Below are 17,411 nucleotides of genomic sequence, written 5' to 3' on the forward strand. Positions count from 1 at the left end.
GAGGGCGGATCTTGTGCGAGTTGCCAGTCGTCACGCGCCCCAATCCCAGTCACTACTCCGTGCCGATCCCTTCCAAAGGCTGCCGTTCCAAAGCTTTGGTGACGCTCAACCTTGCAGGCCGAGTTGGTTCACGTTCGGCCATCCTGGCAGTCGCACGTATGCCCGAAAGACGGGTCTAGCCCACCAGTTCGAAGTCGCAAGGCTTCCAGCTCCCGTCGAACGCGGCGCCTTCCGGTCCATAGATACGAAAATAGACGAACCAGCCCTTGCCCGGCGTCGTTTGGATCCATTGTCCGTCCTTCCCGGCCGGCGCTTCGGGGCCAAAGAACAACTCGGCCTGGTCGCCTGAAAGATCCTTGAGTTCGAACATCGAGCGGAGAGCGGCCTTGTTCTGGTCGGTCCGGATCTGGCTGCGGGTGTCAGTCTCATATACCGTTACCGACCAGAAAAGCCTACCCGGCACCGGCAATGGCACGGCAAGCCTGTAACTCTTGCCGCCGTCGAGGTATGCGCCGCCGCTGTCGCGCAGGCCGAGCCAGTAGAGCGAGCCCGCCTGCGCATCCCGGCGAAACATCGCGGGCGAAGCGCCAATCGCCTGATAGAACCACTTCTCGCGCGCCTCGAGGTCGGTGTGGAACGCGGTGTTGAAATCGCCGTCCTCGAACCGCAAGCTCGCCCATTCCCATTTGCGATCGGCCCACGGGAAGCGATCAGGCCGTCGGTCAGCAAATGACTGTACTCGCATCGCGTCATTGGCGATCCTGGCAGCACGCGTGAGGATATCCTTCATCCGCGCATCGGGCTCGAACGGCTTGCCCTTCGCAATCCCGAACGCGGCGAGTTCTCCATACTCGTTATGGTAACCCTCGTAGGCGGGTTCATGATCGATCGTGGTGTGCAGCACTTCCCAGAAATGGAAGTCGCGTTCGTAGGTGACCGGGGTGCCGTCCTGCCTGACCCCAGTCAGATCTATCCAGGTCGGCTCGCTCCATTCCGCGCCGGGGTCCAGCGGATAGACCTTGATCGTCCGCAGCAGCGCCATCGCGCCATCGACGTCGCCATGGACTGGCAGCGCCCGCGCCCCGACGATCTGCAAGTTGCTGCTCGCCTCATGAATATAGATTCCGTCGCCCGACGGCAGTTCGCCAGCATAGTCTGGAGGAACGATGACATGCTTGCCACCCTTGCCGCCATCGGGCCCAGGCAGTCCCATATCAGCCACCCAGCGCTGGTTGACGTCAATCGAACAGACAATCAACGGCCCCGGCTGCAGTTCGATCACAAGCGGGCCGATAGCGAGATCAAGTAGCAGCGGCCCATAGGGCGTGTCGTTATTCGTCGTGTAAAGCACCTGCTCGGGTCCGGAGTGCATCGTCCCGAAGACCTTGTTCGGCACGAGCCCGCAATCAAGATCGCCTTTCACGATCGCTGCTCCGACCACCGTTGGATAGAAGAAGCGATAGGCAGCGATCGCACGATTGAGGTCGGTCTCGTCATAAGCGCGCCGCGCGCTGTCCCGGTCGGGATAGCCAAGACTGAAATGAACATCCGCGGCGGGGCGTTCGTGTGTACCTGCATCCGTCATGATCGTCTCCTCCCTGGCGGATCAGTCCCGCGCCAGTGCCGCAGCCAATGCCTGTTCGACGTCCAGATAATGGTCGTCGGCGATGTCGAAGATCACCTTCTCGATCGTGCCGCCCGAAAAATCGAAGGCAGAACCATATTCGCGGCTCACGGCGTCGCCGACATCGCGGCCGATCGCGAGACCTTCGCCGCACAACGCATAGTGTCCCGACTGGGTGCGGAAATCGCCTTCGGCGACAGCATTGTCGTCGATATACAGCGTCATCTTGCCCTGTGCCTCGGCATATTGGCCGTGTCCCGCCTTCGCGAATTCGACGCCGACCAAGTGTTTGCCACTCCCAGGTGCCGCGCAGCGCAACTGCTGTTCGGGTGGAATGCCCAGGAAGTTGTAGGCAAAGACGAGTTCACCGCCTTTCACGAATAGTGAATAGCCGCCGAAGCGCGATCCTTGGGCGAAGATCACGCCCTCGGTTTCACCGGTAAATGTGACTTCGGCCAATGCCTTGAATGAGGCGCCAAGCGTCCGAGCGGCCGAGGCTTCAGGCACCTCGGTGGTGCCAGGATAATAGGTATAGCGCCCACTCTTGAGCGGCGCGGCGTGGAATTCGGCGGCATGAAAAGCGACTATGCCGAGATCGATCAGCGGCAGCACATGGTTTTTCTTCGCTTCCGCGAACCACAGATCCTGTAATTCCTTGAGCTTTTCCGGATGCTCGGCCGCTAGATCATGGGCCTCGGCGCGATCCTCGTCGGTATGGAACAGTTCCCACACGTCCTGATCAAATTTTCCTTGGTCGGAAGGCAATGGACCATGCTGGGCGGAAGCCTTCCAGCCCTTGTGCCAGATGCCGCGCGTGCCGGTCATTTCGTAATACTGGACTTCCTTGGCGGTCGGCGCGTCGGCGGCATCGAAGCTGTACGCCATAGATACTCCAGCCAGGGGTGCCTGCTTCACACAGTCGATCTCTGCAGGCATCGGCACGCCGCAACATTCGAGGATCGTCGGTACAATGTCCGTGCAATGGTGGTATTGGTGCCGCAACTCCCCCCTCGCCTTGATCCCCGCCGGCCAGTGAATCACCAGTGGATCGCAAGTTCCGCCGCTATAGGAGGCATAGCGCTTGAACATTTTGTACGGCGTCGAGAAGGCGACTGCCCAGCCGGTGGGATAGTGGTTGTAGGTGTCCGGCGAGCCGAGCTTGTCGATCACCGCCAGATTGCTTTCCATATCGTCAGGATAGCCGTTGAAGAAGCGGTTCTCGTTGACCGATCCATTGGGCGAGCCTTCCCCGGAGGCGCCATTGTCAGCGCAGTAGAGGATCAGCGTGTTGTCGAGCTGCCCCGATTCCTCAAGATAGTCGATCACGCGGCCGATCTGGACGTCGGTATATTCGGAGAGGGCTGCATAAACTTCGGCCATGCGCGAGAAGAGGCGCTTCTCGTCGGAAGTGAGCGTGTCCCACGGGCGGACGGCATCCGCTTCGGGGAGCACTCCTTCGGGCAGCGGGTTGATCGGCGTGAGTTCCGTGTTTTCGGGCAGGATACCGCGCTCGATCATCCGCGCGAGCACCCACTCGCGATAGGCCTCATAGCCGTCGTCGAATTTGCCTTTGTACTTGTCGATATAGTCCTGCGGGGCGTGGTGCGGCGCATGGTTCGCACCCGGGCAGTACCACATGTACCAGGGCTTCTCGGGATCGGACTGCTTGGTATCGCGGATGAAAGTTATCGCCTTATCGGCGATGTCTTTGGAGAAATGATAGCCTTCCTCGGGCTGATAGGGTTGATCGACGAAGTGATTGTCCTCGATCAGTTCGGGATACCATTGATTGGTTTCGCCACCGATGAAACCGTAGAAGCGATCGTAGCCGAGCCCAAGCGGCCATGCCTTCTTGCTCGCGCCGATGCTGAAGGCGTCGACCGGCACATTATGGTTCTTGCCGATCCAGAACGTGCTCCAGCCCGCATTGCGCAGGACATGCGCCATCGTGCCATTTTCGAGCGGGATATGGCCATTATAGCCGGGGAAGCCGGTCGCCGCCTCGGCGATCGAGCCGAAGCCATTGGCATGATGATTGCGGCCGGTGAGGAAGCAGGAGCGGGTCGGCGAGCACACGGCGGTCGTATGCCACTGCGTATAGGTCAGGCCATTCTTCGCTAAGCGCTCGAGCGTTGGCATCTCAATCCCACCGCCATAGGGCGACCAGGCGGCCTGGCCGGTATCGTCGTACAGAATAACCAGAACGTTGGGCGCATCGGCGGGCGCCTTATCCGCGAGAAAGGCGGGCCAGTCGGCCTGCGAATTGCGGATGTCGAGTTCGATCTTACCGTTGAAGGGCCGGGGCATATCTCACCTCGCAGTTGATTACGGAGGCTAGGAAAGCCGGGTCCAACCGACCATCGGGGAAAACCCTCGCGCCGACTGGAGTTTTCCCAGCAAGCCCCTGCCTTGTGACCGCATTCGACCAGACTGGCAGAAGCCGACTGACCGCCTCTGGCTCGTCTTGGGGATTCGAAATGGGAAAGTTGTCTATCCGCACGCGAGAATTTGAAATCGGCAGCTGAAACTCCGCAAAGGATCGGCTGCCGACACCTCCGAATTGCGGCCGGGAAAATGACAACTCTCTCTGATCGTATACCCGTAACCCGTCGGTCTCCTCACGGCCAAGAGCAGGCATACCCGTTCACTTGAAATTCCGCCCCTTCCCGAACATGTCCATATGGAGGTCGGGGATCAGAATATTGCGAGCAGCCGGGTGTTTGGTGACCGGATCGCGTGGATCCGGCCCACCGCCATTCTTCGCCCCATCGCCGCGCCCGAACGGCAAGGGGAACATCTCACTGGCAACTTCGTGATCACGCCCCACAGCCGACAGCAGCGGTGTAAGATCGACAAGCTTTTTGGCGATCACATGGACCACATCACCCTCGCGCTGAACCACGCCCTCAACGCCGAGCATCCTCGCGCCCATGACAATCCGGCGGTTCTCCTCGAACATGCGCGGCCAGACGATGAGGTTGGCAATGCCCGTCTCGTCCTCAATGGTAATGAAGAGCACGCCCTTGGCAGACCCCGGCCGCTGGCGCACCAGCACGAGGCCAGCTAGCGAGATACGCCGCCCATCGCGGATGGTCTCGAGCGAACGACAGGACACAATCTTCCTGGCATCCAGGTCCCCGCGAAGGAACGCGACCGGATGACGCCTGAGCGTCAGGCCGACATGGCCGTAATCCTCGACCACCTCCCTGCCCTCGGTCATGCTGCGCAGGAGAACGGGTGGTTCGACGATCTCATGGATAAAGCCGTCGGCACGCGCCTCGGCCGCAGCAAAGAGCGGCAATTGCTCATCACGCAGCGCTTTGATCGCCCATAGCGCTTCTCGCCTCGCCAGTCGCAGCGAGGCGCGAAAAGCATCGGCCTCGGCGAGTTTGCCGAGAGCGGCCGCTGGAACATCGGCCCGGCGCCACAGCTCTTCGACGCTGATGTAAGGCTGATCCGCGCGCGCGGCGACAATCCTGGCTGCATCCACCTCTGCGAGCCCACGCACCATTCGCATGCCCAGACGGACAGCGAAGCGATCATCCTCGTCACTTCTCGCGGAGGGCTCGAGCGTGCAATCCCAACGCGAGGCATTGACGCAGACCGGCCGCACCTCGACGCCATGAGCCTTGGCATCAGCCACGATCTGCGCCGGAGCATAGAAGCCCATGGGCTGGGCATTGAGCAGGCTCGCGCAAAAGACATCGGGATGCCAACACTTCAGCCAGCAGGATGCATAGGCGATCAGCGCGAAGCTTGCGGCATGGCTCTCGGGAAAGCCATAGCTGCCGAAGCCCTCGAGCTGGCCAAAGGTCTTCTCGGCGAACTCGGCGGTGTAGCCGCGCTCGGTCATGCCGGTAACGAGCTTTTCCTTGAACTTCGAGACGCCGCCGGTGAACTTGAATGTCGCCATGGCGCGCCGCAGCTGGTCGGCCTCGGTCGGGGTAAAGCCCGCGCACTCGATCGCGACGCGCATGGCCTGCTCCTGGAACAGCGGCACGCCCAGCGTCTTGCCGAGGACCTTTTCGAGTTCTGGCTTGGGGTAATGGACCGGCTCCTTGCCCGCGCGCCGACGCAAATAGGGATGGACCATATCGCCCTGAATCGGCCCGGGCCGGACGATCGCGACCTCGATGATTAGATCGTAGAACGTGCGCGGCTTGATGTGCGGCAGCATCGCCATCTGCGCGCGGCTTTCGATCTGGAAGGCACCGAGCGTATCGGCCGCGCGGATCATGGCATAAGTGCGCGGGTCCTCGGGCGGGATGGAGCTGAGATCCATCTCGATGCCCTTGTGCTGGCTCAAGAAATTGAAGCCGCGCTTCATGGCGGTCAGCATGCCGAGCGCGAGACAATCGACCTTCATGAACTTCAGGATGTCGATATCGTCCTTATCCCATTCGATCACCTGACGGTCCGGCATGGCCGCCGGCTCGATCGGAACCAGTTCGTCGAGCCGGTCATGCGTGAGCACGAAGCCGCCCGGATGCTGCGACAGGTGCCGCGGTGTGCCGATCAGCTCGCGCGCAAGGTCGATGGCAAGCCGCAGCCGCCGATCACCGAGATTGAGGTTCAGTTCCTTGACGTGGCGGTCCTCGACGCCGTCTTCGCTCCAGCCCCACATCTGGCCGGACAGCGACTTGATGAGATCTTCGGAAAGGCCGAGCGCCTTGCCGACATCGCGGATGGCGCCCTTGGCGCGGTAGCGGATCACCGTTGAGCAAAGGGCGGCGTGATTGCGCCCATACGTCTCGAAGACCCATTGCATGACGATTTCACGCCGCTCGTGCTCGAAGTCGACGTCGATGTCGGGTGGTTCCCTCCGCTCCTGGCTGATGAAGCGCTCGAACAACAGATCGGAGCGCGCAGGATCGATCGAGGTGATGCCGAGCACATAACAGACCGCGCTGTTGGCCGCCGAGCCCCTGCCCTGGCACAGGATCTCGCGGCTGCGCGCGAAGCGGACGATCGAATTGACCGTCAGGAAATACGGCGCATAGCCAAGCTCGCCGATGAGCGAGAGTTCGTGCCGCAGCAGCCGCGCCACCTCATCCGGAAGACCTTCGGGATAGCGCTGCTCGGCCGCTTCCCAAGTCAGCTTTTCGAGGACTTGCTGCGAGGTCAGGCCGGGGATCGCGGTTTCCTCGGGGTATTGGTAGCGCAGTTCGTCGAGCGAGAAGCGGCAGCGCTCGGCGATCTCGATGGTGCGCGCCAGTGCCGCCTCATAGCGACCGTGGAGGCGGTTCATTTCCGCAGGTGGCATGAGGAAGCGGTCGGCATTGGTTTCGCGCCGCGCGCCGAGCTCGTCGATCGTGCAGCGATGGCGGATACAGGTCATGACCTCCTGCAGCACGCGGCGATGGGGGTGATGGTAGAGCACATCTCCGGTGACGACCGTTTCCACCTGATGCTGTGCGGCCAGGTTGGAAAGGGCATGGAGCCGCATCTGATCGCCGGGCCGCCGATGCAGCGTCAGGGCGAGATAGCAGCGCCCCGAGAAAATCCGTTCGAAGCGGGCGATTACCGGCTCGGCGTCCTCAACCTCACCCGGAAGCAAAATCGCCAGCAGCCCTTCGGCATGATCTGCCACATCGTCCCAGCCGATCAGGCACTTGCCCTTCCCGCCCCGCTGCTTGCCCCGGCTGAGGAGGCGGCAAAGGCGTGCATAGCCTGTCCGGTCCATGGGATAGACGAGGAGCGAGTGCCCCTCGGTGAGGTCGAGCCGGCAGCCAACGATGAGGCGGACGCCTGTCGATCGCGCGGCATCGTAGGCGCGCACGATCCCGGCGAGGCTGTTGCGGTCGGTAATGGCGAGGGCCTCAAGCCCATGCGCCGAAGCCGTGGCGAACAGTTCCTCGCAGCTCGAAGCCCCGCGCAGGAACGAGAAATGCGAAGCGCATTGGAGTTCGGCATAGCGCATGGTCGTTCAGCCCTTGAGCAAGGCTTTCTCAGGCGAGCCCATCCGCAAACAGGGGCAGCGCGGCGCCCGCTTCCTGTTGCTCGAAGCCCGAGACCGTTACACCAACGAGGCGCACGCCCTTTTCGGTCGGCAGCACTTGGCGAACGAGTGCGAGGCTTGCTTCGCGCAGCTGCGCATGACTGCGCACGGTCACCGGAAAGGTCTTGCCGCGCGTGATCTGCTGGAAGTCGGCGTATTTGACCTTCACGGTCACGGTCCGGCCAAAGGACTGAGCCCGCTCGCACCAGGTCCACACATCGTCGGCTTGGCCGAGCACGCCTGCCTCGATCTCCCCATCCGCGACCAGATCACGGTCGAAAGTAGTTTCGCTGCCCGACGACTTGCGTTCCCGATCCGGGTTGACCGGTCGCTCGTCGATGCCGCGCGCAATCTGGTAGTACCATTCGGCGGAGCTGCCGAAATGCTCTTGCAGGAAGGCGAGCGTCTTGGCGCGCAGGTCGGCGCCGGTCTCGATGCCAAGCGCCTCCATCTTGCGCGCGGTGACGGGGCCCACGCCGTAGAAGCGCTTCACCGGCAGGCTCTCGACCCAGGCGCGGCCCATATCGGGCGTTACGGCGAACTGGCCGTTGGGTTTCTTCTGATCGGAGGCAAGTTTGGCGAGGAACTTGTTGTAGGAAATACCGGCGGACGCCGTGAGGCCCGTTTCCTCCAGGATCCGCGCACGGATTTCCTTGGCAGTCAGCCAGGCGGTCGAAATCCCGCGCCGCGCCTGCGACACACATTCCGTCACATCGAGATAGGCCTCGTCGAGCGAAAGCGGCTGAATGAGATCGGTATAGTCGGCGAAGATCGCATGAATTTGCCGCGAGACCTCTTTGTAAACTTCGAAGCGCGGCGGCACGAAGATGAGGTCAGGGCAACGCCGCTTTGCGGTGACGGACGGTAATGCCGAACGCACGCCGAAAGTGCGGGCCTCATAGCTGGCGGCGGCCACCACGCCGCGCGCGGCTGGATATCCGACCGCCACCGGCTTGCCCCGCAGCGCCGGATCGTCGCGCTGTTCGACCGACGCGAAGAAGGCGTCCATGTCGACATGGATGATCTTTCTGGGCGGAGACTCGGCCATTCCTCGCTGTTAGCATGAATGGAACATTTAGGGAACATTCTCGATATTCGCGCCGCGCCGCATCCAAGCACTGCGCTTGATGCCGATTTTATAAAACGCAATCAGGTTGGGCAACACTGGTTGCATTCCTTGCATTTGCTTGAGAGATCGTTCGCCCACATATGGCGGGTGCCTTTCAGGCATCCTCTCCCAAAGACTTTCCAAGCCGGCCCTTGTGGCCGGCTTTTTTTTGGCTTCGCGCACCGCGCCCTGAAGCGACGAATTCAAGCGAACAAGCCATGCAGGAACCAATCCTGCCCGCCGGTCGCAGCATCCATGCCGTCACCCTGCCGGAAGACCCAGTAACGTGCGCCTGTCTCGTCCTCGACAAGGAAATAGTCGCGCACGCTGAGCCATTCCGCCTCGCTCAAATGCCATTCGCCGTAGATACGCTCGGGGCCATCGGCCCGCTTCACGCGCCGGCGAATGCCGCGCCACACGAAATGAACCGGCGGATGATCGGGCAAAAGCGCCATCGTCTCGATCGCTTCCGGCCTTGCGAACAGGCGCGCCGGACGCGGCCAGCGCTCAGGCCAGCGGAGCAATGTCGGATCCGCCATCGGCGCAATGCGCATGACCGAACGCTCGGGGATATGGCTCTCGCGCGCGGCGACGCGGAACAGTCGCTCCTCGCCGACACGATTGCCGAGGATATCGACGAGCGCGGATACGTCGGGAACGGGCTTGTCGCCGAGGCTCGACATTGTCCGCAGACCCAGCGGCTCGATCACCGGCGCCGCCAGCACCATGCGCTCGATGCCGAAGCCCGGATCTATGGTTTCGATCCTGTCGCACAGCAACCGGGCAAGCTGCTTTTTCTCGCGGCTTGGCTTGGCAAGTCCGGCGCGGATGGCCTGGACGGCATTGTCGACGCGGTGGAAACGAAGATCGAGCCGGCGCGCGCCGAGCCCTGCCTCCTCCAGCACCTGACAAAGCGCGTCGACCAATTTGCGGGTGTAGCGCGCGATCGTCTCCGGAGCGCCGATCGGCTCAGCAAAGCGGCGCTCGACTTCGATCTGACGCGGCGCCTCGACCGGTTCGAAAGGTTCGGAAAGCCTCCCATAGATCTGGTCGAGCCGCCGCCCGGGATCGGAACCGAACCGCAAGGCGAGCGACGCGCGCGGCATGGCCTCCAGTTCCGCGATTGTCTCGATGCCCAGCGCGGCGAGGCTTTCGATCGCCTTGGCCTCCATTCGAAGGGCCGCGAGCGGCAGCCGCGCAACCGCTTCGACAAGGTCCGCCGGATCGACGACGGCAAGTCCTTCGGGGCGCAACATCTCGCCGCCGAAGCGGGCAAGTGCATGGGCAGCCCCATAGGTCGGCGCACAGACCGCGCGCGCGGCGGTCTCCACTTCCTCGAGCCGGCGCAGCATGTCAGCAAGCAGTCCCCTGGTCCCGCCGTAGCTGTGGGTTGCCCCGGTCACATCGAGCATCAAGCCGTCGGGCGGATCGAGCGCAATGAGCGGCGAGTATTTGCGCAGCGACCACACCGCGAGGCGCTCCAGCGCCTCATCATCGGCTTGAGGATCGGCATCCATGATCGGCAGATCGGGCACCAGCGCCTGCGCCTGTGTCACCGCCATACCGGTGTGCAGGCCGAGCGTGCGCGCAGGCGCGCTCACCGCAGTCAGAACGCGGCGACGGCCTTCCATGTCCGCCAGGACCAGCGGCGCGTCAGGCGGCGGTGCTTGCCGCCCAAGCCTGCGCCGCAGCCGGTCGATCGGCCAGGTCGGCAGGAAGAGCGAGACGACCTGTCGCATCGCAGGATTCCAGAAGAAAATCGGCGCTCTCGCCAGCCCGGCACCGTATGAGCTCGACGAACCAGCGCGGTCGCCCGACGCCGGGGACGGGGAAGATTTCCGATGGGACCGCGGTCACGCGCCAACGCGTCGCAGCGGCCGTCGGTTGCCCGAAATCGGCCGCATCCTCGCGCTTGCGCCAACGACGCAGCGCGATCCCGATCGCGCCGCTGTTTTCCGCAGCCAGCAGCAGGCGGCGAGAGACGGGCATCGAGAGCCGCGACACTTCGGCAACCACGCCGCCCAGCCCGCCATGACGAAGCCCCTCCTCGAAACAGGCAAGCAGCGAGGTCTCATCCTGCGCTTCGAGATAGATGACACGATCGGGATCGAGCCCGGCCTGAGCTATGGCCGGCGCGAAGAGATCGGCCTTGGTCATGCACCAGAGAATCTTGCCTTCCGCGCGGGCCATGATCCCGGCGGCAAACAGCGCTGCGGCGGCGCCATCGGTCACGCCCTGGGCGCCGCCGGCCACTTCATGCAGTGACCCCAGGGCGAGCCCCCCGCCCGGCAACTTGGCATCGATCGCCTCCAGTCCAAACGGCAGGACATCGCGCGCGCGTCTGTCTCCGCCCTCGATCTCGGCGATCCGGGCGCGCAAGGCGTCAATGCGAGATGGCGACCCTCGCTCCGTCATGAAGGGCCTCCTTGTGGCTCTGTGATGAAAATTATGTTCGCATTTTGTTCCAATCCGCTTGCATGTCAATGGCCTCACCAGTGCACAAACTCCCCGGAGCCACCAAGCCAAGGAATACCGGAGGAAATTCACTTCCTCTCGGGGAACAGCGCGGCAGGGAATACCAGGCGCTGGAGCGTCGGCGCAGCTGCGACGGCCCGAATCGATACTGTGCCCAGCCCCTTGGCCAGCAGGCGAGGTTGCCTTACTTTCCCCTTCCAGCATTCGGGAAAGGAGCGGCGCCATCTGCAATCTCTACCGCCTGACAACGCCTGCGGACGCAGTGGCGAAGCTGTTCGATGCGGCGCCATCGCCCGGTGTGAACTATGCAGCAGAAATCTACCCCGGCTATCCAGGTCTCGTTGTCGCGGATGGCCGGGTTCAGGCAATGGCATGGGGCTTCCCGCGCAAGAACGTCAGCAAGAAGACGGGCGCCCTTTTGAAGCCAACCAAAGTGAACAACGCGCGCGACGATCAAATCCGCGGCAATCCGATGTGGGCCGAGAGCTTCCACGAGCGCCGCTGCCTGATCCCGGTCACCGCCTGGGCGGAGGCCGAAGGGCCGGGCGGCAGAATGACGCGAACCTGGTATTCGCTCCCCGGCGGCACCGACTTCGCTGTCGCAGGCATCTGGCGCCCGACTATCGAGTGGGGCGACGCCTATTCGATGGTCATGGTCCCGGGCTCGGAGCAAATGTCAGACGTCCACGACCGCATGCCGACCATTTTGCGGCGTGAGGACTGGGGCCAATGGACCTCAGGCACAGCACAGGACGCCTTTGAGCTTTGCCGGACCTGGGAAGGCCAGCTGATCGTCGATCGCACACCTGAGCTTTGGTACAAGCCGAAGCCGAAATCGGTACCGGACCCTACGCCCACTGGGCCGCTACTCTAACCCCGCCGGAGGACAGCAGGCTTCGCTGAGGAACGCCCCACTGCCGGATCGATCACGAAATACCCGGCCCTGACCGCCCGCGACCGAACTGCCAATTGATCCCTGCCTCGCGCATAATGCCGCCCGCCTGTTTCCCGATCTGCTTTTCCATGACTGGTCGCCATGGAACCAGCGTGAACTCGCGGCTCTTTTCGATAAGGGCAAATTGCCCGGATACGGCATCGATCCGCCTGGTCAGCTTACCTTCAATCCGCTCTCCAACCTTAGCCTCGGTGAAGGTTTTGCCGAGTTCATCAGCAAGACCATCCGAAATCCGCAAAAGCTCCCGCCGCTGCAACACCGCCAAAATGCTGCGTTCGACTCGAGTGCTGCCATGCTGGAGCAACCCTTGCTCAACCAGCCATTGGCGCCGCGCATCGAGCGCACCACGAACCTCGCGCCCGAATCCGGTATCACGCATCTCCCGACCCGCCGAACCGGCCAATTCCCGGTCCAGCCACGACGCACCTTCGACCGAGGCGAGACGGTCAGGCGCCAAGGATGCCAGCACCTCAACGCTCACCGGCCGCGCTCGATGCTGCCTGGCCTCATAGCCTTCGACATGCGCCCGATGATCGGCACCGATCGACCATGTCCCATCGACGTCACGCTTCAGATCGCTGCCACCCCGGCGCATCGCCTCCAGGCGGCGCAGATGACCTTCGGCGAATTCCGCTGAAACCGATGGGTCGTGCGCCCGGTGCAGCGCCGACGAATACCGCCCGCCATTGGCCTCGGCCACGGCCAGAATAGTCCGGTCCATCTCCCGAACCTGCGTTTGCCGAGCGGTCACCCGCACTGTTGCGCCTGCCGGCAGAACTTCGACCGAACTCGCATTGCCGATGTCCACATAATGCGAGCGCCCATCACTGCCGTCGACGAGCAGATAATGGCGATCCCTGTGCTCGTCGGACAGGCCTCGCTGAACCACCCGGCCAATCAAGGTCGCGGATGCAGGGGTATGTATCTGGTGATCGCGCCGATCGAGCTTCGCGCGGGTCAATTCGCGCTGCATCAGGCGAATGATATCGCCTCGCTCGCCCAGCCCCCGGAGTTTCTCTTCCAGGCCTTCACCAAGCCGCCAGGATCCGCTGCCCAAATCTTCCGCCAATCCCATCTTGCCGAGCACATGAAGCCGGCCGGTTTCCAGCGATTGAAAATAGCCGTCCCCGTCCTGCGGGGCCACAAGTCGATCGGGCCCCATTCGCGCAAGCATTCGCCGGTCGATTATGGTCAGTCGCTCCTGGGTAACATCGTGACGAAGGCGTTCCTCGATTTCGAGGTCGGTTCGTGGGCCCAGATCACGGGTGATGATCTCGCCAGCGCGCTCGCGAAGACCGTGCGATATGTATTCGCGGGCGATGACCAGATCCTTCCCTTGCTCATCGATCCCGCGCAGCACGATGTGGGTATGCGGATGGCCGGTATTGAAGTGATCGACAGCAACCCAGTCGAGCTTCGTTCCAAGGTCCTGCTCGACTTGCTTCATGAGGGTTCGAACGTAGGGCTTGAGATCGCCGTAACGGTCACCGTCTTCGGCCGAAACGATGAAACGGAACTGGTGCCGGTCGTCCTTGCTGACGGCGAGAAAATCCTCACCGGAGAGCCTGTCCGCATCGGCGCCGTAAAGGACGCCCGGCTTGCCCTCTCGAGTGACCCCGTCGCGCTGGATGTAATGAAGGTGCGCCCGCGCCGCGCCCAGGCCCTTCGCCCCAAGCCTTACCAGCCGTGTCTTCACGATCACGCGGCGCACCCTTAGCCCGGTCGCGGCCTTGCGCGTGGAGAGCAAGCGCCCGACCGCAGCTCCGCGCCCGATCCTGCTGCCGTCGAAGCGGCGCGAGCCCCCGCCCGGCTGCCTGGCATTCAGTCCGGCTGCAACGGCGACCCTTGCAGCGTAGCGTTGCGGCTTACTCCGCCCGGCCCCGCCTTGCCGCCCCAGCCTCGGCTCGAAATCATCCTCGTCAGGCATGGCGATCCCCCTTCACAAGAGGGCCTCGCATGCGGCTCGCGCCGTACCGACCAGGCTCGCAGTAACATGTTGTGCAGACCCGAAAATTGCAGGGCCGCGAGGGCCTGCTTCTATCTTGTTGTCCGCGCCCCTTCCCCACTAGCCCCCCCGATAGCTGCAAAATCCGAAGGGGCAGCACCAAGCCGGCGCCGCCCCCAGATGCCCAGGCGTCAGTGCGCCCGGGCATAAGCCTGTTCAGCGGCCTTGCGCCTGGCAAAGTCGCGCCGCGCGATGAGCCCGATGACCTCGCCGTCACCGTTGACAATGACTGTCGCTGCGAACCACCGCCGCCCCAGTCGCCCGACGACTGCGACCCGATCGAGCTCGACGCCCTCTTCCGCATCAAGGCATTCGTAGCTACCAAGCCAACGCTCCGAGACGCGTGCATCCCAGAGGAAATCGCTTTCTTCAGCTTCGATGAACCGCTCCGCAAGCGCATGGCCCGCGCCCTCTCCGAACTCGATTTCGAGCCCGTGAACGAGAGTTGCAAAGACGCCGCTATGCGTGCCGGCGATGGTGCGATCGATCTGCATGTGAAGCTCCTCAAGTGACCGTTCCCGACGATGAGAACGGCCCCTCGAAGACGGGCGGCGAGCGGTCTGTCAGGGCCGCAGGGCTTCAGCCCTGCGCCGCGAAGCGGACGTGGGGGGAACCGATTTGCGCAGCAAATTGGGGGGTACCCGCGGGCCTTGATAGACCGACCGGCGGCCGTCACACTTGGAATTCTCAGACGAGCATAAAACCTCTCGTCTGGGCGCCACCTCTCAATGCGCATCGTGCCGAACCGCAAACAGCGGATCTATGGTGGGGGCGCTTCTCTCGGTGCCGGCCGCTACCTGCTCCGAACCTTCCGCTCGATTGGCAAACAAGGACGGTGCCATCCTCGTTGCAATCCCGCCGCCTCCTGAACCGACCGCAGCGAGATACCCGATCGTTTCGGCAGGCAACGGTACACCCGCGAGGTACTTTTCGTAGCGCCCCGGCCCTGCATTGTAGGCGGCGAAAAGTCCGGGATAGCCGTAATGATCATAGAGCTGGCGAAGGTAGAACGTCCCCGCCAGAATGTTGTCGCGGGGATCGTCGGGGTTGTTGCCAAGACCCAGGCGCACCTGGATTTCCGACCACGTTCCTGGCATGAGCTGCATGAGCCCCATCGCGCCTTTGGGACTGCGGATTGGACGCCTATCAAGCTCGGTCCGCCCACGACTTTCGGCATGCATGACGCGCGAAATCCAGGCGGCCGGCACGCCGAAACGCTGCGACGCCTCGGATATGAGCGGATCCCATCGAGAGATTTCGTCGGCGGACACACTCGGCGCTGCCACGACTGCGATGACAGCGACAAGCACTCTCAGCGCGCCCATAGCAGCCTCGCGGGACCTGTGATCTCGGAAGCAGAAGAAATGCCGAAATAGCGGCCATCGAAGGAGTCCGGGTTCGCCGTCATCAGCAGAAAGAACTGCCCCTGCCGCAGGCGGAGGCACCCCCCCCACCACGGCATGATGCGACCTTGTCCGTCCCGAGTTCGGCGCGAGGCAGCAGGCACGCCCTCCACAAATATGCGAGGGCCAAGCGCGCAAACTTCATCGCCCGGGCCAGCAGCAACATGCTTCACGAGCGGGACATTGGAAGGGAGATAGCGCCGGGCAGCAGCAAACTCTCGCCAGGAGTCGGGCAGCCAGGCAATGACCATGTTTCCGGTCGTGACAGGCGCGCCCGGAGTGACGGAGTACAGCCCGATCGGCGCGCTGGCGCTGGCGTTCCAGACGAGGCGGGGTGCGGGCGGAAAGCCGATCGTCAGGCCAACCGCGCTGGCCAGAACGCCAATGGCAATTGCCGCGCGGCGGATATGGCGCTTGCGTTCGCGCGCTGTCCGGAGTGCAGCACCCCAGGTGTGCAGCGGCGGATCGCCGCGCGAGGTTCTGAGCCCCCTCATCGGCCCACCTTCCGCCCGAGGTTTTCCTCGCTCCAGGCGTCCAAATCCTCGATGTGATACTGAAGGTACTTCCCGTGACGCCGATAGTTCGGGCCGGTCCCGGCCTGGCGCATCCGCCGAAGCGCTCTGGGCGTGAGCTTGAGGTAATCGGCTGCCTGAAACGGGTTCAGATAGGGCGAACCATGCTTGGCCCGATTGGCCCTTTCGATGTCGTGAGACTTGTCCATGTCGGGGTGCCTCCCTGACTGCGGCCGGCCCTATGCCGCCCGCATGGAAACCTCATCTGTACGGAAAAAAGACCCTGCGGCAGGGTCGAAAACGGGGGGTGTCGTTTTCGACCCCCTCGCCGATTTCAATAGTGCCCGGCGAACGCCGACCGGGCGCGCGCGAAGCATATGCTCCGACCACATCGATTCACGCGATTGCGCGTCAGATTTCCGAGATTCGCTTCTCGGCCAGAGCCTGCACTTCGGCCTGGAGAAGCTCGACGCGCTCGACGATCCACTCCAGTTCGATGTCGCGGATCTCGTAATGCGGCGAGTAGCGGGCCTTGATATAGGCCTGGTGCAGCAGCTCGAAACAGCGCCGCGTAAACTTGGCATCGCGGGGCCAAATCGGAATCAGATCGCGCGCGATGTCCTCGGCCCGGCCGCGCAGGAAATTGATGTTGTGCGAGCGAGGGCTGTAGAGCGTCTGTACCAGCAGGACGGTATGGTAGAAGTGCTCGGTCGCCTGGTGAAGCTGAAATGCCGCATTGTTGCTCTTACCCGCGGAAATGGCCAATTTCCCCACGTCGAGGAAATCGCTCGCACTCGTAAACCACTGGCCATAGTGGTGCTGCGTTTCTGCGCGAATTTCATCGGGATTGAGCAGCTTCGGCGTCTGGAACGGCGTTGCGTCCATCTCATAAATAGCAATCCCGTCGCGGAGCATGTCGACGAAAAACGGGCGCCCGCGCGAGAGTTGGTAGTTCACATCGTCGAGCGAATGAATGACGATGTTTGCCGGTGCCGAAAGGCGCTGGAAGATGGCATACTCGCGCGTCAGCGTATCTTTCGCCTTGCCCCAGTACTCGATTTCGTCCGCCAACCGCTCGTCACTGACAACCACCAGCAGATCGAAGTCCGACTTGTATCCGTTGACGTTGTCATCAACCCAGTCGCCCCGCGCATAGGAGCCGTAGAGGATAACCTTGAGGATCCGGCCCTGCTTCTTCCAGCCCTGGGTCGCGAGCGCGAGGACGTCCTCGAATTCGGTGAAGACGATCTTGAGCGCATGCGTGAGATCGCGGCGCTTTCTGTCGGGAAGGTGTTCAAGATCGGTCTTCATAATCACCTGATTCTAGACGA

14 protein-coding genes are annotated in these 17,411 nt (G+C 62.8%); 1 reads left to right on the top strand and 13 read right to left on the bottom strand.

Annotation, left to right across the window (positions count from 1 at the left end; genetic code table 11):
* Nucleotides 1-175: 175 nt before the first annotated feature.
* The 7 genes from ACZ1JC_RS22065 to ACZ1JC_RS22095 all read right to left on the bottom strand — a co-directional run bounded on the left by ACZ1JC_RS22065 (nt 176) and on the right by ACZ1JC_RS22095 (nt 11,145).
* A complete protein-coding gene (locus tag ACZ1JC_RS22065) occupies nt 176-1,585 on the bottom strand; it encodes a DUF1214 domain-containing protein (RefSeq protein WP_465138128.1) in 1,410 nt (469 codons plus the stop codon).
* Nucleotides 1,586-1,606: 21 nt separating this feature from the next.
* Entirely contained in the window at nt 1,607-3,931 is a 2,325-nt protein-coding gene (locus tag ACZ1JC_RS22070) for an arylsulfatase (RefSeq protein ID WP_465138127.1), read from the bottom strand.
* 337 nt (nt 3,932-4,268) lie between these two features.
* Nucleotides 4,269-7,544 (bottom strand): error-prone DNA polymerase, encoded by a 3,276-nt coding sequence (locus ACZ1JC_RS22075; protein ID WP_465138126.1) that lies wholly within the window; start codon nt 7,542-7,544, stop codon nt 4,269-4,271.
* Nucleotides 7,545-7,572: 28 nt separating this feature from the next.
* Nucleotides 7,573-8,670, bottom strand: a complete 1,098-nt coding sequence (gene dinB, locus ACZ1JC_RS22080; protein ID WP_465138125.1) for a DNA polymerase IV — start codon at nt 8,668-8,670, stop codon at nt 7,573-7,575.
* 27 nt (nt 8,671-8,697) lie between these two features.
* A complete protein-coding gene (locus ACZ1JC_RS22085) occupies nt 8,698-8,937 on the bottom strand; it encodes a hypothetical protein (RefSeq protein ID WP_465138124.1) in 240 nt (79 codons plus the stop codon).
* The gene (locus tag ACZ1JC_RS22090) at nt 8,934-10,469 is read right to left on the bottom strand and encodes a Y-family DNA polymerase (RefSeq protein WP_465138123.1); all 1,536 of its coding nucleotides are present in this window, start codon (nt 10,467-10,469) and stop codon (nt 8,934-8,936) included. The genes ACZ1JC_RS22085 and ACZ1JC_RS22090 overlap by 4 nt, the downstream gene beginning before the upstream one ends.
* Nucleotides 10,384-11,145 (bottom strand): ImuA family protein, encoded by a 762-nt coding sequence (locus ACZ1JC_RS22095; protein WP_465138122.1) that lies wholly within the window; start codon nt 11,143-11,145, stop codon nt 10,384-10,386. Before ACZ1JC_RS22095 ends, ACZ1JC_RS22090 begins: the two co-directional genes overlap by 86 nt.
* Nucleotides 11,146-11,428: 283 nt before the next feature.
* Between ACZ1JC_RS22095 and ACZ1JC_RS22100 the strand changes: the two genes are divergently transcribed.
* Complete coding sequence (locus ACZ1JC_RS22100; protein ID WP_465169089.1) at nt 11,429-12,079, top strand: SOS response-associated peptidase; 651 nt, start codon at nt 11,429-11,431, stop codon at nt 12,077-12,079.
* 52 nt (nt 12,080-12,131) lie between these two features.
* Here ACZ1JC_RS22100 and rlxS read toward each other — a convergent pair whose 3' ends face one another.
* From rlxS to ACZ1JC_RS22130, 6 genes are all read right to left on the bottom strand, one after another.
* The gene (gene rlxS / locus ACZ1JC_RS22105) at nt 12,132-14,087 is read right to left on the bottom strand and encodes a relaxase/mobilization nuclease RlxS (protein WP_465138120.1); all 1,956 of its coding nucleotides are present in this window, start codon (nt 14,085-14,087) and stop codon (nt 12,132-12,134) included.
* 209 nt (nt 14,088-14,296) lie between these two features.
* Nucleotides 14,297-14,659, bottom strand: a complete 363-nt coding sequence (locus ACZ1JC_RS22110; RefSeq protein ID WP_465138119.1) for a hypothetical protein — start codon at nt 14,657-14,659, stop codon at nt 14,297-14,299.
* Nucleotides 14,660-14,890: 231 nt separating this feature from the next.
* A complete protein-coding gene (locus ACZ1JC_RS22115) occupies nt 14,891-15,490 on the bottom strand; it encodes a lytic transglycosylase domain-containing protein (RefSeq protein ID WP_465138118.1) in 600 nt (199 codons plus the stop codon).
* Entirely contained in the window at nt 15,478-16,062 is a 585-nt protein-coding gene (locus ACZ1JC_RS22120; protein ID WP_465138117.1) for a S26 family signal peptidase, read from the bottom strand. The genes ACZ1JC_RS22115 and ACZ1JC_RS22120 overlap by 13 nt, the downstream gene beginning before the upstream one ends.
* Nucleotides 16,059-16,289, bottom strand: coding sequence for a helix-turn-helix domain-containing protein (locus ACZ1JC_RS22125; RefSeq protein WP_465138116.1), 231 nt, complete (start codon nt 16,287-16,289; stop codon nt 16,059-16,061). Before ACZ1JC_RS22125 ends, ACZ1JC_RS22120 begins: the two co-directional genes overlap by 4 nt.
* Nucleotides 16,290-16,491: 202 nt before the next feature.
* Nucleotides 16,492-17,391: a HEPN domain-containing protein gene (locus ACZ1JC_RS22130; protein ID WP_465138115.1), complete on the bottom strand. Its 900-nt coding sequence runs from the start codon at nt 17,389-17,391 to the stop codon at nt 16,492-16,494.
* Between the last annotated feature and the right edge of the window lie 20 nt (nt 17,392-17,411).

This window comes from Sphingomonas sp. BL-S-28, assembly GCF_055521515.1.

What these genes read in the sequence shown, in the direction of transcription:
- ACZ1JC_RS22065 (WP_465138128.1), bottom strand. Translation starts at nt 1,585, where the DNA reads ATGACGGATGCAGGTACACACGAACGCCCCGCCGCGGATGTTCATTTC.
- ACZ1JC_RS22070 (WP_465138127.1), bottom strand. Translation starts at nt 3,931, where the DNA reads ATGCCCCGGCCCTTCAACGGTAAGATCGAACTCGACATCCGCAATTCG.
- ACZ1JC_RS22075 (WP_465138126.1), bottom strand. Translation starts at nt 7,544, where the DNA reads ATGCGCTATGCCGAACTCCAATGCGCTTCGCATTTCTCGTTCCTGCGC.
- dinB (WP_465138125.1), bottom strand. Translation starts at nt 8,670, where the DNA reads ATGGCCGAGTCTCCGCCCAGAAAGATCATCCATGTCGACATGGACGCC.
- ACZ1JC_RS22090 (WP_465138123.1), bottom strand. Translation starts at nt 10,469, where the DNA reads ATGCGACAGGTCGTCTCGCTCTTCCTGCCGACCTGGCCGATCGACCGG.
- ACZ1JC_RS22095 (WP_465138122.1), bottom strand. Translation starts at nt 11,145, where the DNA reads ATGACGGAGCGAGGGTCGCCATCTCGCATTGACGCCTTGCGCGCCCGG.
- rlxS (WP_465138120.1), bottom strand. Translation starts at nt 14,087, where the DNA reads ATGCCTGACGAGGATGATTTCGAGCCGAGGCTGGGGCGGCAAGGCGGG.
- ACZ1JC_RS22110 (WP_465138119.1), bottom strand. Translation starts at nt 14,659, where the DNA reads ATGCAGATCGATCGCACCATCGCCGGCACGCATAGCGGCGTCTTTGCA.
- ACZ1JC_RS22115 (WP_465138118.1), bottom strand. Translation starts at nt 15,490, where the DNA reads ATGGGCGCGCTGAGAGTGCTTGTCGCTGTCATCGCAGTCGTGGCAGCG.
- ACZ1JC_RS22120 (WP_465138117.1), bottom strand. Translation starts at nt 16,062, where the DNA reads ATGAGGGGGCTCAGAACCTCGCGCGGCGATCCGCCGCTGCACACCTGG.
- ACZ1JC_RS22125 (WP_465138116.1), bottom strand. Translation starts at nt 16,289, where the DNA reads ATGGACAAGTCTCACGACATCGAAAGGGCCAATCGGGCCAAGCATGGT.
- ACZ1JC_RS22130 (WP_465138115.1), bottom strand. Translation starts at nt 17,391, where the DNA reads ATGAAGACCGATCTTGAACACCTTCCCGACAGAAAGCGCCGCGATCTC.